General features: G+C 46.8%; 16 protein-coding genes and 1 pseudogene. 3 read left to right on the forward strand and 14 right to left on the reverse strand.

Going from position 1 to position 16,986, the window contains the following annotated elements:
• Nucleotides 1-12 precede the first annotated feature (12 nt).
• From IJ22_RS09740 to IJ22_RS09770, 7 genes are all read right to left on the reverse strand, one after another.
• Nucleotides 13-843, reverse strand: a complete 831-nt coding sequence (locus IJ22_RS09740) for a CheR family methyltransferase (protein WP_062410930.1) — start codon at nt 841-843, stop codon at nt 13-15.
• 16 nt (nt 844-859) lie between these two features.
• Entirely contained in the window at nt 860-1,258 is a 399-nt protein-coding gene (locus IJ22_RS09745) for a response regulator (protein ID WP_160327372.1), read from the reverse strand.
• A 14-nt stretch (nt 1,259-1,272) separates the two neighbouring features.
• Complete coding sequence (locus IJ22_RS09750) at nt 1,273-2,724, reverse strand: Hpt domain-containing protein (protein WP_062408671.1); 1,452 nt, start codon at nt 2,722-2,724, stop codon at nt 1,273-1,275.
• Nucleotides 2,725-2,779: 55 nt separating this feature from the next.
• Nucleotides 2,780-3,889: a protein-glutamate methylesterase/protein-glutamine glutaminase gene (locus IJ22_RS09755; protein WP_082660759.1), complete on the reverse strand. Its 1,110-nt coding sequence runs from the start codon at nt 3,887-3,889 to the stop codon at nt 2,780-2,782.
• 47 nt (nt 3,890-3,936) lie between these two features.
• Nucleotides 3,937-5,424, reverse strand: coding sequence for a chemotaxis protein CheW (locus tag IJ22_RS09760; protein WP_062408672.1), 1,488 nt, complete (start codon nt 5,422-5,424; stop codon nt 3,937-3,939).
• Nucleotides 5,425-5,442: 18 nt separating this feature from the next.
• Complete coding sequence (locus IJ22_RS09765; protein ID WP_062408673.1) at nt 5,443-7,383, reverse strand: methyl-accepting chemotaxis protein; 1,941 nt, start codon at nt 7,381-7,383, stop codon at nt 5,443-5,445.
• Between the two features lie 119 nt (nt 7,384-7,502).
• Nucleotides 7,503-7,730, reverse strand: coding sequence for a hypothetical protein (locus tag IJ22_RS09770; protein WP_054819425.1), 228 nt, complete (start codon nt 7,728-7,730; stop codon nt 7,503-7,505).
• 627 nt (nt 7,731-8,357) lie between these two features.
• Here IJ22_RS09770 and IJ22_RS09780 point away from each other — a divergent pair.
• Nucleotides 8,358-8,921: a site-specific integrase gene (locus IJ22_RS09780; RefSeq protein WP_062408675.1), complete on the forward strand. Its 564-nt coding sequence runs from the start codon at nt 8,358-8,360 to the stop codon at nt 8,919-8,921.
• Between the two features lie 437 nt (nt 8,922-9,358).
• Here the strand turns inward: IJ22_RS09780 and IJ22_RS26035 are convergent.
• From IJ22_RS26035 to IJ22_RS09810, 6 genes and pseudogenes are all read right to left on the reverse strand, one after another.
• Nucleotides 9,359-9,454 (reverse strand): annotated as a pseudogene (locus tag IJ22_RS26035) (IS6 family transposase); the annotation flags it as partial.
• Complete coding sequence (locus IJ22_RS09785; protein ID WP_137669695.1) at nt 9,420-10,232, reverse strand: diguanylate cyclase; 813 nt, start codon at nt 10,230-10,232, stop codon at nt 9,420-9,422. The gene IJ22_RS09785 and the pseudogene IJ22_RS26035, both read right to left, overlap by 35 nt.
• A 14-nt stretch (nt 10,233-10,246) precedes the next feature.
• On the reverse strand, nt 10,247-10,597 hold the full coding sequence (locus IJ22_RS09790) for a hypothetical protein (RefSeq protein ID WP_235594294.1): 351 nt from the start codon (nt 10,595-10,597) through the stop codon (nt 10,247-10,249).
• Nucleotides 10,598-10,873: 276 nt separating this feature from the next.
• Complete coding sequence (locus tag IJ22_RS09795) at nt 10,874-11,869, reverse strand: 2-hydroxyacid dehydrogenase (RefSeq protein ID WP_054819421.1); 996 nt, start codon at nt 11,867-11,869, stop codon at nt 10,874-10,876.
• A gap of 14 nt (nt 11,870-11,883) precedes the next feature.
• Nucleotides 11,884-12,726, reverse strand: coding sequence for an ATP-dependent sacrificial sulfur transferase LarE (larE, locus tag IJ22_RS09800; protein ID WP_062408677.1), 843 nt, complete (start codon nt 12,724-12,726; stop codon nt 11,884-11,886).
• Nucleotides 12,727-12,956: 230 nt separating this feature from the next.
• A complete protein-coding gene (locus IJ22_RS09810; protein WP_054819420.1) occupies nt 12,957-13,439 on the reverse strand; it encodes a glutathione peroxidase in 483 nt (160 codons plus the stop codon).
• A gap of 157 nt (nt 13,440-13,596) precedes the next feature.
• Here IJ22_RS09810 and IJ22_RS09815 point away from each other — a divergent pair, with 157 nt between their 5' ends.
• Nucleotides 13,597-14,898 (forward strand): AAA family ATPase, encoded by a 1,302-nt coding sequence (locus IJ22_RS09815; RefSeq protein WP_062408679.1) that lies wholly within the window; start codon nt 13,597-13,599, stop codon nt 14,896-14,898.
• Nucleotides 14,899-14,919: 21 nt separating this feature from the next.
• On the forward strand, nt 14,920-16,626 hold the full coding sequence (locus IJ22_RS09820) for a vWA domain-containing protein (RefSeq protein ID WP_062408680.1): 1,707 nt from the start codon (nt 14,920-14,922) through the stop codon (nt 16,624-16,626).
• A gap of 184 nt (nt 16,627-16,810) precedes the next feature.
• Here the strand turns inward: IJ22_RS09820 and IJ22_RS26700 are convergent, their stop codons facing one another.
• Nucleotides 16,811-16,906 carry a putative holin-like toxin gene (locus tag IJ22_RS26700; RefSeq protein WP_335338484.1) on the reverse strand — a complete coding sequence of 32 codons (96 nt, stop codon included), beginning with the start codon at nt 16,904-16,906 and terminating at the stop codon, nt 16,811-16,813.
• Nucleotides 16,907-16,986 lie beyond the last annotated feature (80 nt).

Consider the following 16,986-nt stretch of genomic DNA (forward strand, 5'->3'; position numbering starts at 1 on the left):
ACGGCATCCTCTTTATTTCGGTTTTGAATAGACGATGGTGTCTCCAATCCTCTGCATGCAATATGCCGAGGATATCCTTCCGACAGACTCGGAATGACCCAAATAGATGATGCCTCCAGGGTTTAAGCTTCTGTAGAAATCGGATAAAACCGTCTTTCTCGATTCGTCATCAAAGTAAATGAGGCAGTTTCTGCAAAATATAAAATCACAGCCCGTTATATCGCTTACGGCGACCGAATCCATGAGATTGATTTTCATAAAGTGAACTAGCTTTTTAACACCGAGTTTCACTAAATACGATTCATGCTTTTTCGTAAAGTACTTTTCCAAATATTCAGGGGGCACATCTCGGACAGACCTGTATTCATACAAGCCGTTCTTTGCCGTGTGAAGCACATCTGTATTGATATCCGAGGCAACAATTCGCAAATTCCATTTTTCAGGTTCATCCAGCATTTCCTGAAGAATGATGGATAAGGTGTACGGCTCCTCTCCTGTCGAACATGCAGCGCTCCAGATTTTGATAGTTCTATCGTTGTTCATATTCTTTCTTCTTACAACCATAGGAAGCACTTCTTCAGCGAAATTCCTAAGCTGTGGATAATCCCGAAAAAAATAAGTTTCATTTACGGTAAGATCATTGATCAACTTGTCAAATTCGGTCGAATCTTTGGAAAACTTTAGTATGCGATAATAATCATGAATACTGTCTATTCCCAGCTTTTCGGCGCGTTTTTCGATCCGTTTCTGGACGTAATACTTTTTATTGTGCTCATAATAGATACCCGTTGCTTTATAAACCATTTTCACAAATTTAGCGTATAATTCATCGGACAGAACCATTTCATCACCAATTTCTTCAGGAGGCTGCAATCAACCCTTTAATCGCTTCTCTCCATCTTTCCAATTTTTTTATCGAATAATCGATTACTTCCCATACATAATCTTCGCTTTTGAAAGGTTTTAAAATATAATCATTCGCACCAAGCTCCAGACAAGTCAAGATCCTGTCCAAGGTAGAATGGCCAGTGATGATAATCACTTGCGCCAGGGGATCATATTCCCTAATGTTCTTCAGAAATTCTATGCCGTCGATCCCCGGTAACATAATATCCGCAAGAACGATGTGATATTTTCTCTTTTTAAACATTTCCAATGCAATTGCAGGCTCGGTGTAGATCTCGACTTGGTTATAGCCTGCCATTTCAAAGCCTCTTTTAAGAAGGTCCAGTATCGCCCTTTCATTATCCAGAATCATGATGCGGTATCCGCTCATTTCATAAAATCCTCCATACATCGCTTTTCATTGACCAAAACAGAAATGTGGTCACCCAGTGCCGCGTCCACTTCCGTATCGAACAACGCAAAATGTTCAATCGTCTGAATGGAATCGAAAATATTGATCAGTCTTTTTCGCAAGCGACTATCTATAACGACACTCATCACGATCCCCATGTCATGAAGACGCCTTTTCAGCTCGATCAAACTTTTGAGTTCATGCTCATGAATCATCTCAAGCCGACTTAAGTCTAATAACAATTTGCGCGTGCATGATTTATTCATTCGTTCAATAAAACCTTTGAGATGATCTATAAAATGGCTCCCTTTTACTTTGAAGATTTTATAGAAGAACTTCCCTTTAACATCAGCGTAAGCCATTTCGAACAGTTCAAGGTACTTTTGGCAGAGAAGCTCTATGGTCTCAACTTGTAAGGCACTTTTCCCGCTCGTTGCATGCAGACACAGATCATAGAATGTTTCTATTTCCTGCTTCAGTTTTTTTTCCACTGCGCTTACCGGGATTTTATCGACTTTTTCCAGGATTTTTTGAAATGGCTCATGGATGAGTTCAGTATATTCAGCCTTACTCAAGTCCTTTCGGTTTTGAAACAAAACCGGATACAGTTTGGGGAACGCTAAAAAAAAATTTTCAAAGAACCTTCGGCTATCCTGATCCAACGATGTCGCTTGCTTCAGCATTTGATGCTCCGAGATGTCTGCAATGGCTACCTTCTCGACATACAACACATCAAAATACGTATATAATTCGGCTTCCTCCCAATCCGATTCCACGATCATCACCAGAGAAGGAATCTGCGTGTTTGCAGAAGCTTCGTAAATATCCTCATCGGATACATTGGTATATACAAGCGAACCAATGTCTTTGATATTGTTAAAAATCATAAAAAGAATGGGAGAAAGCATCGGAATATCATCGCTGAAAGAAATACAGATGCAGTAACGGTTTGTCCCCGTTCGCTCCATTCCCTTTAATGTACTGACAATGCTGTCACCCTGAAACGCAGCCTTCCTGTGGTTTTCCGTTTCGGAATTTGCTTTTAGGATTTTAACAATTTTTCCTTCCAAAATCTCAACAGCATGAGTAAACACTTCGTTGTTGCCATCGTCGTTCTGATTTTTTTTTGACTCAAACATGAGTTTGACATGATCCAACCCGCTGAAACACAATTGCAGGATTTGACCGTCCAGATCAATTCGGCCCTTTCTAACGATGTCCAGCATGTCTTCCAGCTTGTGCGTCAGATTGCCTATATCGTCATGTCCGATCATTTGCGAAGAACCCTTGATGGAATGAAATATTCTGAACAATGCGTTTATATCGTCGCTTGAGTAGTCTGTCTCCAGCCTGATCAGACATTCTTCCGCTTTCTGAAGCAATTCTTCCGTTTCCTCAAGATATGTAACATATAATTGATCCATCATTTTACCGCCCTCATGAAGCTGCCAATTGCAGTTTTGTGAATGTGCGCTGTATTCCTTAAATATGATTAACAGCCCTAACAATTTCGTCGGCTATCCGGTATGAAGGAACTACGATCTCGGCTCCGCCCCTTTCTATTGCCGCCCTTGGCATCCCAAAGACGATAGCCGTGGATTCATCTTCTGCAATAGTAACTCCTCCAGCCTCTCTGATTTTAACCATGGCGTCAGCCCCGTCATCCCCCATGCCTGTCATAAGGACACCTACTACATTTTTCCCGCCATATGCCCTCAACACGGATTCCATGGTAACATTCACACTGGGCATAAACTGTGTCACAGGGCTAGTCGATAGCCGCAACATTCGGCCGGCCTTGTGAACAAGCAACTGATACCCTCCGGGGGCAAGATAGCCTCTTCCGTTAGTCAACACATCGCCAGCTTCTGCTTCTTTAAATGGAAAAGGACAAACTTTCCCCAGCCTTTTGGCAAAAGAGGATGTAAATGACGGCGGCATATGCTGTACGACGATAAGTGCAGCCTTCAGATCGGATTGCAGCATGGGCAGAACTTCCGTCAAAGTTCCCGGCCCACCTGTGGACACGCCAATCACCACGACTTTGGACAATTCATTGTTCCGGGCCGCGACAGATTTTTCCCGGGATTCAGAAGCCTTTGTTTCTGAAAAAGAGCTTCTGGTTCTGACCCTTTTCTTCAGACTCTTTCGATTGGCGTGCTTGTGGGCAAGTTTTATCTTTTCAATAATCTCTCTTCCGACAATATATAGATTTGAAGATACAGTTCCGGAAGGCTTGGCCACAAAATCAAAGGCCCCCAGCGCCAAAGCCTCAAAGGTCGTAAGAGCTCCATCCTGCGTTAATGAACTGATGATAATCACCGGTATTTCAGGGTTATCGTCCAGTATATACTGCATCGAGGTTAATCCGTCCATTTCAGGCATATTGATGTCCATGGTGATCACATCCGGCTTTAATTCCTTGACTTTTTCAATGGCATCCTTCCCGTCCCTGGCCACACCAACGACATCAAAAGCCTCATCAGTCATGATCATTTCCCTCAATGCTTTTCTCATCAATGCAGAATCATCTACAATTAATACTTTTATCCTGTACTTCACAACAATCACCTGCACGAATACAAGAAACATAGGACTGCCCCCGGGACCAAAAACACTTTACCTAGGGCAACATCACATTATGCTGACATTTTCTCAAAATCCAGTACTTTATCAAGACGCAGGATCAAAACCATCCTTTTCCCGTCATCGAGTTTGCCGACACCCTCTACATAACTGCTGTCAATACCGTTACTGAATAGTTCCGGCGGCGACTCAATTAACGCCTTTTCAAATCTCAGTACTTCCGATACTGAATCCACAATGATTCCCGTTTTTACGCCGGCTGAATCCACAATGATGATCCTTGTGGCATCCGTCATTCCCTTTTTAGAAAGTCCGAAAAACTTTCTTAAATCCAGAACAGGGATGATGTTGCCCCGCAAGTTCACTATACCGTTAATGTAGTGAGGAGCCCGTGGAATTTGGGTTACTTCCGTCATTCGATTGATTTCTTGCACTTCCTTAATTTTTATCCCATATTCTTCATTATCCATTTTGAAAGCAACCAACTGTTCCTCATCCATAATCTGTCTTTCAATACTTTTAACCCCATCGCTCTCCATTGAAACGCCATTTAATTCGCTGATTTTCCTATATGTATCGGCAGATATGATTTTGGAAGGCTCAAGCATCATAATCAGGCGCTTGCCGTTGTCCAGCTTGGCCACCCCTTTAAGCTGCTCTCCGCTTTGCGCAGAAAACTTTGGAGGGGGCTGAATCATGCCGGCGGGAACCCTTAAAACCTCGGATACCTTGTCCACGATCATTCCAGCCGTAAAGCCTCCCATATCCACAACCAGAACTCTTGTATGGTCGGTTGTTTCCTTAGAGTCCAGGCCAAAATAACTTCTCAAATTAATAATGGGAAGAAGATGGTTTCGAATGGATACAACACCATCCACATAGGCTTCACAGCTCGGGACCTTCATCATTTCAGGTAAACGTATGATTTCTTTTACCTGCATGATCCCGATCGAATACTCCTCATTACCAAGTAAAAATGATACCAATTGCTCATCGCTGGCGGCATCCGACGTTGAATCATCCCTGGATTTCACAACGGGTTCTCCTTTGTTGTCCTTCTCATTCGTTTGAGTCTTTGCCTCCGCATCGCCATTGACCACAGGGACAATATCAAGAAGCATGATCAATCTGTTCCCGTTTTCCAGCTTAACAATCCCATGCAAATAGTCTGCATCCACATTTTTTACGATTTGCGGGGGTTCTTCAATATCCGAAGTACTGACACGGATGACTTCGGACACTCTATCCACAATGACTCCGGTTGCCTTGCCGTTTACATCAATGACCAATACCCTGCTGTTCTCATCCTTTTCTTTCCTCTCCATATTGAATCTGGCTCTTCCATCGATGACGGGCAAGACATTGCCTCTCAAGTTGCAGGCTCCCTCGATGTAATCCAGAGCATACGGCACTCTGGTGATTTCGGGAACTCTCACGATTTCTTTCACATGCATGATGTCCGCCCCGAATTCATCATCTCCGAGATGGAAGGTAACCAATTGGCGCTCGTTAAAGCTTGTTATTTTTCCGGAAGACGCCATAACTTCTCCTCCCGCCCGCTATATATTTTGAAGTTCATCCGCAAGTCCGGATATTTCCTCAATCGCTTCAGCCAGTTCTTGCATTCCTTTCGCCTGTTCGGATGCGGCATTTGCCGCCTCCTGCGTAGCCCTGCTGGCCTCCTGGGCGGCAATAGCAATCTGCTCTACAGCTTTTTTCGCCTGTTCCAAAGCAACCAGCGATTCTTCCGAGCCCTTCTCGATTTCTTTCGCACCCGTATTAATCTTCATCATGCTTTCTTCAATCACATTCAGGTTGTGGGTAATATTCTTTGCTTTCTCTGCTTCGGTAAACGAAGTCTTGCTGGAAACATCGATATCCGTTGCAACTCTTTGGATTTGACTCTGAATGCCTCTTACCAGATCCTTTATTTTATCCGTATTCTCGGCGGATTCATTGGCAAGGGCCCGTATGTCGCCAGCTACTACAGAAAATCCTCGTCCAAACTCTCCTGCCCTGGCCGCTTCAATAGACCCGTTTACTGCCAGCATATTGGTCTGAATGGTCACATTCACAATGGCATCCACAATCTTATCAATTTTACGGATGGTTTCTTCCAGATTTTTGATGTTTCTGGCAGCAACCAAGCTTGCATCAGCCGAGGCTGAAATTCCCGCGATCATATCGTCAACCGCGATCTTATTGCTTTCAATCAATTTTTGCATATCGGCCACCTTGACTGTAGAGGCTGATGCCCTTTCATTCATTTGTCTTGCTGCCACAACAAGCTTTTCACCAAACAGGGAGGACTTTTCTGTGAGTTCCGCTTGCATCTCGGCACCTGAAGAAATTTGCTCCATAGCCTTCATAATCTCACTGGATGTTGAATTCGCCTCCTCCACGTTGGCCGCTAATTCCTGTGCCGCAGCAGCAAGAGCCTCGGATGATTTTTGAGCGTCTGTAGATACCTTCAGATCTTCAGCCATCTGGGCTAATTCGGACGCAGCCGCATTCAACTCGTCAAAAGCTCTATTTTGCAATTGCAGGGATTTTTCTACTTCCTCGGTAGCGCTGCTTTGCTGTTCGGCTGCTGCCGCAATTTGTTCGACAATGTTAAGAAATTCAGAAGCACCCTTGTTGGCATCGATGGCATTTTGTGATATTTCAGCAATAGCTTTCTGTACAACCACGATTTCCTCGTTGATTTTCACAAGATCGGCAGTCGTTTTCTTTGCTTTCTCCGCTTCTGCATTAGCGGCTTTCCCGGCGTTTTCGATATCACTAACGACAATTTTCACATTGTTTTGAATTTCAGTAACCAATTCTCTGATGTTTCTTGCAGACTTCTCAGATATTTCGGCAAGATTTCTGACCTCATCGGCAACCACGGCAAATCCCCTGCCATGTTCGCCAGCTCTTGCAGCCTCAATCGCGGCATTTAAGGCCAACAGATTGGTCTGATCGGCGATTCTCACGACGGCCTGCACGATATTCCCGATCTCATCCGACTGCTTTTCCAAATCTCCCACCAGTTTGCCCGACTCAATATTGGCATCAGCGGCGGTCTGTATTCCTTTGATCATGGTTTCAATATGATTGGAAGTATTTTCTATGAGTTCTTTCGCAGCATCCACGCGATGGAGCGATTCCTTGGCGTTTGTGTCCGCAACAACAGACGACTTTTCGATCTGGTTAATGGCCGCCCTCGATTCTTCTGCCGCCGAGGAAGTTTCGCTGGCGCCCTTTGCAATTTGGCCTACGCTAGCGCTGAGCTCTTCTGCCGCACTGCTGGCTTCTTCTATCCCTGCGGCAAGCTGCTCGGTTGCAGTTGCGATCCTCTCAGCCAACTGCTGCTGCTTGGCCAATGTTCTTGCCCTCACCTTGTCCAGGGCCTGCTTTCTTGCAAATTCTCTCTTTTTTTCGAACTGATCAACCTGAACAGATAGTTGTGCGCCTCCTTTGCCTTGAGAGCCGGCGGGTTTTGCAAGTTTCTTTTCCATAACGGTGCCTCCTGGTTTTATATTTGCTGTTATGTAATATCCAAACCGTTTGTAATCCAATTGCTGATATCCGTTCTTATCTGTTTTTCATTAGCTAAGCCTTCTGATTGCTACAAACATCATGGCTCCGGGCAATAAACGATGTAGTATACATGAACTCCATCTCCGGTCGGTTCATTTCCCAAATACCCATCACGAAATAATGAATAAACTCTTTTGCGCAGCTCGTGTATGGTCGTTTGGATATTGCTTTGAATTAATGTTTTATGAATTTCGGCTAATGTATACAATTCGCTTTCACTGTTCTTTAATAATTTTAGTAATTCTTCATCGGTAATCTGCTGCATTCGTAGCCCTCGTTTATGATTTTATGAAAAAAAACTTCAAGCTATCTTGATACCCAAACGTACTTGCCGAAGCAAATCACCTCCAACAGGATATCATACCCGTGAAATTCTCCTCCTCTTAGATAACTTCCTTTACAAGTATTGTAAAACTCCTGGATCTTCTTGACAGGGGAAGCTACGGTATGATTTCTATAAAGTGACATCAATCATCTTTAGAAGGAGGATCAAATAGAATGTCATTTTTTGAGCTATGGTGCATATCTGGTACTGACGTAGATTTGAACATCCGCGTCGGTATACACAGATGCTCTGACATGATCGGATATTTCCGAGTCGAGAATCTATCATCCGAGAGATCGATCCTTTTGATCGAGCGGCAGGATGAAGGACGGTCACACACCGGTACTATCAAACGATAGGAATCGATTTTACTCCGTTTGACAGAACGCTATCTCCCTTTTGAATTTAACAAAAGTATCATTTTGTTATATTAAAATAAGTTCTCAAAAGAAATAAAAAACCGATAGTAAAGCCTATATTCCGTGCCTTCATGAAAAAAAAGGAATTTCAATCAAACTTATTGAATTTAACATTATATTAAATCATAATATTGGGGTGTTCGAAACAATGGCAACCAGATCTGGGGCAAATGCAGTTGAACCCATACGTGATTTGGAAAAAATTCAAGAAATAAAAAATTATTTACTGGCACGATCTTATCGTGATTATTTTCTATTTGTTTTCGGGATTAATTCCGGTCTTAGAATAAGTGACATACTCCCTCTAAAGGTATTGGATGTGAGATATACGAAACATTTGAAGGTAAGAGAGAAGAAGACCAAAAATGTTAGGAAAATCATCATTACGAATGCACTAAGAAAGGAAATAGAAAAATACACAAAAAATCTTGCCGATTCCGATTATTTGTTTCGATCCAGAAAAGGGGGGAAACCGATACATCGTGTACAGGCATGGCAAATCATCCATGAAGCTGCAAAAACGTGTAATGTTGAAGGGGCTATTGGAACTCATACACTACGTAAAACATTCGGTTATCATTTTTATCAACGCTTTAAAGACGTAGCGATGTTGCAATATATTTTTGGACATTCAAGCCCATCTGTTACATTAAGATATATAGGAATTAACGATGACATGGTAGACGAAGCCTTGGAGTCATTTTCTCTATAGTTCTTTTTATCTAATTTTGTTAAAATTCATTGATAAAATAACTGGAATTATTAGTCTCAATGGTCTATAATTATCGTGATGATACCGGTTCATTTTTCACAAAATATAACAAAATGATACTTTTGTTTTGTAGTTCGAAATCATTTTTCTTATCATAGGACAATTTTTTTATTTTTTTTATTATTAAGACTTCGTTTAAATGAAAAAAACAAACTTAGTTGTAAAAGTGTTTCGAGAAAAGTCTCAAAAACAAAAGCCAATCTTACAAAGCGTTTATTTTGTAAGATTGGCTTTATTTTTTAAGCAAGGGTGAGCGATGAATCGTTTTGCTTTAGAAAGGGCAGACGAATGATGGCATTCAACCTGCCCTTTTCTTATCATATGTATGACTTCAATTCCAGCAATGAATACTAATTCCGGCCCAAACGGATAATCTATCGCATGATTGTTGTATGGGCGATATGTATTTCATTTTCTGCTAAATCACGATAACTTAGGTTATATTTCAAATACCGTCTTACGGTTAGCAGAATCCGGGGAGCATCGTTTTTTAATCTCCGTACAAAATAAGCTTGCTCGAGTAATCATTTCTCGGAAGGAGAGCGAAAACAGTTTCTCCCTATCTTTGCTTCCAAGAAAGACCCCTACGGAGGCACTTACTTTAATATGTCCAATCCTTATTTCTTCGGATAAATTCTCCGCCAATAATAATGCCCTTTCTTCATCTCGAAGAGATACGACAACAAATTCATCTCCTGCATACCTGCATAGATAGTCGGTTTCTTCCAAGGTTTCCTTTAGCCTTCTGGCATAGTAAACCAGCAAATCGTCTCCGACGGGATGACCATACTGTTTATTGATATCTCCGAATCTATCCAAATCGATGAATAGTACCTGGAACGCCTGTTTGTTTTCAATGAAATGTTCAGCCACGGCATGTATGTATGCTTGACGGTACAAACCGGTTAATGGGTCGATAAGCTGACTTAAAGCGCTTTTGAGCGCTTCGCGTGTCACCATTCCGCAAACCTCACTTCCGTCTTTGACAACCAGACGTTCAATTCGATGTGTATCCATAAGCTGGATGGCATCCCAAATAAAACACGTTCGGGGAACTGTGATCAGTTCGGTGGACATGGCGTCTGCAACGATCCGGTTGGGATGCGCGGATCGGACATCAAGTGAAGTGATAATACCTACCGTAATCCCGTGATCGATGACAAGAAAAGAACCTACTCGATGCTCATTCATCCGTTCCGCAACGTAAGCAAGACTTTTGTCGGAAGAAATCGTCATGACTGAAACATTCATTATTTCCTCCACTCTCAATGAAGCTCCACCTCCCGTTGAACAGAAATAGCCACCTTGAGTTCCGAGCGAAGCACCATCGTTTCGTTAATGAGGCCTTCCGCTTCCTCCAAAACGATTGACATCAGAAGGTCTTTGTCCAACATTTCAAATAATGTCTTACGAACCAGTACCGCCTCAATTTTAGGGTGTTCAACCTTTATAATGACAAACTGATCCGGTGACAACGCTTCGGCCATACGGCGGACGGCTTCAGGCCCAACCGGAGCTTTTCTGCCGATAATCAGCAAGTCCTGCATGGGTGGCACTTCAAATTCAGTTATTTTCATGGACAGCGTTGCTTTCCGGGAATAGAGCGACCGATTCATCCTCATTTACCTCGTTACTTAAAAATTCAATAATTCTATTGTAACTTTAGACATCGCACTTGACAATGTATCTAGGTTTTGTTATACATCAGCATCCCAGCGCTTTTCACAAAAATGTAAATAGAGATTCAATAAAACGAATTGATCGATATATCCACCAAACACACATGCTGGAAATGCTGAATCTTTGTCGTATTTAGTAGAGCAACAAAAAATCCTGATTTCTCAGGATTTTCCAAAACATGGTAATTAATTCCGCCAAACCGTTTCCTACAACTACGCCTTCACCAGTTCCCGCAGCTCCTTCACCACATTCGAAGGAGAATCACTGGTCAGCGCCGACACCAGATTCTTCGCGGCCAGCATGGCCATGTCAAATCGAGTAACGGCTGTGGCCGAGCCGATATGCGGAAGCGTCACGACGTTAGGCATCTTCAGCAGAGGGTTATCCGGTGAAGGCGGCTCCGGATCGAATACATCAAGGCCGGCCCCGCGAATCCGGCCGGTTTGAAGCGCCTCGATCAATGCCTGTTCGTCCACGGTTTGGCCGCGGGAAGCATTGATAAAGAAGGCCGTCGGCTTCATCATTTCAAAATGCTCTTTACGAATATAATGAACCGTCTCCGGCGTCAATGGCGTCATCAATACGACGAAATCAGACTGCTTCAGCAGATCTTCCAGGCTGCTGTATTTTGCACCGTAAAGCTCCTCGGCCTCCGGACGGCGGCTGCGGTTGTAGTATAACAGCTCCATATCGAAGCCGTTGACAGCCCGCTTGGCGACGGCCTCGCCAATGCGGCCCATGCCGATGATTCCGAGCTTGCGGTGGTGGACGTCCATACCGAAGAAGATGTCATCGGTAAGTCCTTTGCCCCGCTGCCATTTTCCTTGCTTCACGAACGCATCCAGCTCAGGGACCCGGCGCGCGGCGGATAACATGAGCGCCAGCACGAGATCGGCAACCGTATCGTCAAGCACGGTCGGCGTGTGCATGCCGAGAACGCCCCGTGCTTTCATGGCCTCAATATCATAGTGGTTATATCCGACCGATATGCTGCTCACGGCTCTCAGCTTGGGAGCATGATCCAGCAGCTCCTGATTGATCGGAACGCCGGTGGCCAGAAGTCCTTCCACGTCCGAAAGCTCGGCCAGCAAGGCCTGGCGCGAAGCCGTGCCTTGCCCGTCCCACATTCTGCAATCGCAGTGCTGCTCCAGATATGCCAATACTTCCGGCTGCACCGGTTTAGCTATATATATTTTCGGTTTCCCCATGATCACTTAGCCTCCTATTGCGCCGCTGCTTGAACGGCTTGCTGCTCCTGCGGCAGCACTTCGTTCAAGCTGCCCGAGCGGTAGCCTTTCAAATCCAAGGTGACGTAAGCGTAGCCGATTTCCTTAAGCTTGGCATGCACCGTCTCCGCGACGGCCAGTACCTCAGCCAGCTCGGAGGCCGGCACTTCAATCCGTGCCAGCGTGTCATGCTGACGCACGCGTACTTGACGGAAGCCCAGCTGAATAAGAAAATCCTCCGCCTGATCGATCATGGAAAGCTTCTGAGCCGTAATCAGCTCGCCGTAAGGTATTCTCGAGGACAAGCAGGCGAAGGACGGCTTATCCCATGTTTTCAATCCGAATTTGCGGGACAAATGGCGGATCTCCGATTTCTTGATCCCCGCCTCAAGCAGCGGCGCGCGGACGCCTCGTTCATGTGCGGCCTGCAGTCCAGGGCGGTGTTCGCCCAAGTCGTCCGCAATGGCGCCGAATACGACATGCTTGTAGCCGCGCGCCTCTGCAATCGGAATCAAATGATCGAACAGCGAGTTTTTGCAAAAATAACAGCGGTTTGTCGGATTCTCCGCATATCCGGGTATGTTCAGTTCACTTGTATGAATCACTTCATGCGACGCTCCCAGCTCGCTTGCCAGCGCGATCGCTTCATGCTTTTCCCGTTCGGGATACGTTTCGGAATCGGCCGTAATGGCAAGCACACGGTCTTTACCCAAAAATTCCAATGCCGCCTTCAACAAAAAAGCGCTATCAACACCGCCGGAAAATGCGACTACGACTTTGTCCATAGAACGGAGAATGTCCCCAAGTTTTTCATATTTTTGCTCTATTTGCTGCTCCATGACTGCCAGTTCCAGCCTCCTTTCATCATGCAGGGAAATCCATCGGATTCTCCCTGTCGCACACGTTTGCAGAGTATGAGCTGGTATATCCACTCTTGCTTATTATAGACCCTTTTGAAGCTGAGAAAAAGGTATTTTTTTAGATCTCCCTTCATCATTATGAAAAATGTGTTAAAAAACAGCCCGCCCTGCAATCGCAGCAAGACAGACTGTTCCTCCAGGAAGTAAATTTACTTGCTCAACAGCGCTTTAATGTCCTCTTCAAGCGCCTCAGGCTCGGTACGGGCCGAGAACTGTTTGACCGGCTCTCCGTCACGATTCACCAGAAACTTGACGAAATTCCACTCAATATCCCCGGTGCGGCTATCTGCAGGAACGTTATTTACCAAATAAGTGTAAAGCGGATGAGCGTTCTCCCCTTTGACGTCGATTTTGGCGAACATCGGGAACGTGACCTGATATTTCAACTCGCAAAACGATTTAATCTCTTCTTCCGTGCCTGGCTCCTGGCCGCCAAACTGGTTGCATGGAAACCCGAGAACAACAAGTCCCTGATCCTTGTACTTGTCATAAAGCGCCTGAAGCCCTTTATAATGGGGGGTTAATCCGCAAGCGCTGGCCGTATTGACGATCAATAGCACCTTGCCTTTGTAATCCGCGAGAGACTTTTCTGTTCCGTCAATAGTTTTGGCTGAGAAATCGTAGACTGACATGTTATCCTCTCCTTATCGGCATGGAATCTGACTTCTCTATTGTACCATGAACCCCATTGGAATAAAAATCCTTGGCCGATTAGAGAAAAATGGTCCGCTCTGATACAATAATGAAGAAATACCGGGTGACAAGGCCGAAGGAGGTACTACGCTGATTATGAATGAAATGCAGACGATTCAAAATAAATTGGAAGAAGCCATCGGCCAATTAGAGTCTCGTTTTCTCGAGCGGGAGGAGCTGATCCGCTTGCTGCTGCTGGGACTCATGGCCGGCGAGAACGCGCTCTTGGTCGGTCCGCCGGGTACAGCCAAATCCCAGCTGGCGCGGGCGGTTTCCCAGTTGTTCGGCAGCGGGCGGTGGTTCGAATATTTGCTCACCCGCTTTACGACGCCGGACGAGATATTTGGGCCGGTCTCCTTGAGACAGCTGAAGCAGGACCAATATGTAAGGCAGACCGACGGGTATTTGCCTGCGGCGGATTTTGCCTTTTTGGATGAAATATTTAAAGCGAACAGCGCGATACTGAATGCGCTTCTGTCGATTTTGAACGAACGCATCTTTTTTAACGGCCAGACCAAAGAGCAGGTGCCCCTGCTGTTCCTCATGGCGGCCTCCAACGAGCTTCCGGAGGAAAACGATCAGCTTGCGGCGCTGTACGACCGGTTCCTGATCCGGTATGAGGTCGGGTATTTAAAGCAAATGTCCAGTTACGAACGTATGTTCCAGATCCCGAATGATCCCCTGCCCCCGCTGCTTTCCCTGCGCGATATTGAAACCGTACGGAGAGCGGCAGCAGAAGTAACCATACCGGAACCGCTGATTTACATGCTGTATCAGCTGAAGAGCGGGATGGAAGAAAAGGAATTCGTACTGTCCGACCGGCGCTGGAGGAAAATAGGCCATGTCTGGAAAACGTCGGCCGCGCTGAACGGACGCACGGAGGTCGGCGTTTGGGATACGGTCTATACCCCTCATATGCTCTGGGACCTCCCGGAGGATTACGGGACATTGCGGGAGCTTTTTCAGAAGGTATTCCAGGACGCCTTGAAGCAGGAGACGGAGAGGGAGCTGCCGCTTAAGCGTTACGATCAGATTGCGAAGCATTGGCTCGCCAAAGAGGAAGAACTCCATGCTTTCCAATTCAAGAAAGAAGTCGGCGGCCGTTTGAGTAAAGAGGATCAAGAGAAAGCGAATGCCAATCTGGAGGAATGCCGGATGGAGCTGGAGGAAACGGCCCGCGAGCTTCGCGGCAAGCTGGTGCAGTGGCTGCAGCGGGAAAAGGATTTGCCGGGTTATATCCGAAACCGGAATTTCCTGCTGGTTCAAACCGCCCAATACGCCGTGAAATACACGCACCTCCGGATTCAGGGCGAGCGCACGCTGCAGACGCTGCAAGGACTCTACCGCACGCTCTTTGACCGGGAGATTCCGGGCGTCGAATATGATTACACGCTTTAACTTTGTCGAGGTGGTGGCATCATGATCATACGCTGCGCGCGGATCGACCGCTTTGTGTTTGACGGATACGTTCACTCCTCCAGAACGGCGCAGGAGTGGATTCGTGAAGCCGAATCGCGGACGCCGTGGTTTACCATTGAGCTGTTCGCCGATTTCTTCTTATGCTTTTATCTGGCGAATCCGCAGGCCGACTACAGCGGCGAGGCTACCCCGTTTCACCGCTGGCTGGTCGGAGAGCTGCAGAAGCAATTTTTTTACCGGACTATCCATCCCCGGACGATTGGCGAAGTGAACGCTTCCTTCAAAACGGCGCTCAAATCGCTCATGTGGCTGACAGAAAGCTTCGAACAGGAAGTCAAGCGGAGAAAACACGAGGAACAGCAGCTCAGGACGATCGGAATGAATGAGCAAAAACGGCAGCAGGGCCAGGAGCAGTCGCAGGTTCAAGAGCACCTTACCGAGAAACAATTGGAGCAGCTTCGGCTTGTCGGGTACACCCTGCAGCGAGGCAAGCGGAATGTCGAGGAAAAGCAGGCGGCACTGGACAGCCGTCCTTTGGTCCATGCGGAAATCGACGCATTAAAGGAGCGGATCCGCTCACTTCAGAAGGAGATGAAGACCGACTTCATTCGCCGTGACAAGCTGCGGCAGAAGCTTGCAAAAGCGGAGGCCGAGCTTGGCGAGCGCGAAAAGCAGCTGGAGCGTATCAGCCGGCGGGAGCGGGAAACTGTCCGTCAGCTGGAAGAGCAGCTCGGAGGCTGGTTGAACCGGGCGCTGCAGGAATCGCTTGGACGCGAAGATGCCGAAAGCCTGGACGTGTTCGAGCTGCTGCAGGCCAGTCAACGGATTGCGAACCGCCGCTGGGGCAGCGATCTGGGGCGTCTGCATCGGCAGCAGTTTACGCATTACATGCAGTGGGTTGAAAGGCTGAAACGGCATCCGGAGCTGATCGCCTTCCTGCAGGAGGTCGGCCGGCAATTGCAGCATTTGAAGGCCCGGCGCCGCAAGCTGCGCTCCCCTCGCATCCCTGAAAGCTATGACGACCTGCGGCAGTCCGGAGATATCTCGCATATGCTTGCCAGTGAGGCCAGTCTGCTGGCCGATGAAGATTACGAAGCATATTTTATGGTCAAATGGCTGGAAAGCAAGCTGCTGACCTATAACATCTCCGGCTGGACCGAGGAGCCTCAGAGAGGTCCCGTCATCTGCATGCTGGACACCTCCCATTCCATGCGGGGCAGCAAACTCCGGCTTGCGCAGATTTTCATCGCCACCTTCGCGGCCTTCAGCATGCTGGAAAAACGCGATTTTCATCTGCTCCTGTTCGGCGCCCGCGGCGAGCTGATCGAGCATCCGCTCTATTGGCGGAAGCCTGACTGGCCGGCGTTCTACGCCTTGGCGCAGATGGCCTTCGGCGGCGGTACGCACTTCGACGCCCCGCTTCGCCGGGGCATCGAGCTGGTGCGCGCGGAGCCCCGCTATCATGACGCCGATTTCATCATGGTCACCGACGGTGTCGGCTCCGTCTCCCCGCCCGTGCGGGATGCGCTGGCCGAGCTGGGCAAGACAAAGCTCGTGCGCCTGCACTCGCTCATTATCGGCACGGCGCGGCAGCACCTCGCCCAGTGCTACGATATTTTGGGCGTTTCGCATCAAGTGCGCTTCGCCGCCTCCTGGGAGACACAGCGCAGCGGCGATCTGCTGCTCGACGTATTCAAGGGTCATTAATGGATGCCTTGCAGTCCATCCGGGAGGAGTGTCTCGTTGTCAATCGGTGTCGTTCGTGTTATGATATAGACAACAAAGACCAAGTGCTGGTAACACTTGGTCCGCACAATTGGCTTGGATGGGTTTTCCCTTCCCGGTCATAACGGAAAAGAACCCACCTGGGCGCTAACCTTAGGGTGGGTTCTCATTTTTTCTTGTAGTTATTATTAATGTATGTTAGCAGTGCAATGAGAAATGAGCCGAATAACAACATCATCGTTATGGCATCATTGATTTCCATGGCCTCACCTCCTCCCTGCTTCGGCTGTTACACCTTACAGTCGAGAAAGGACACCATGCCCACCCAAGATTCAATTGTAA

It is taken from the genome of Paenibacillus naphthalenovorans, assembly GCF_001465255.1.
Lineage (GTDB): Bacteria > Bacillota > Bacilli > Paenibacillales > NBRC-103111 > Paenibacillus_G > Paenibacillus_G naphthalenovorans.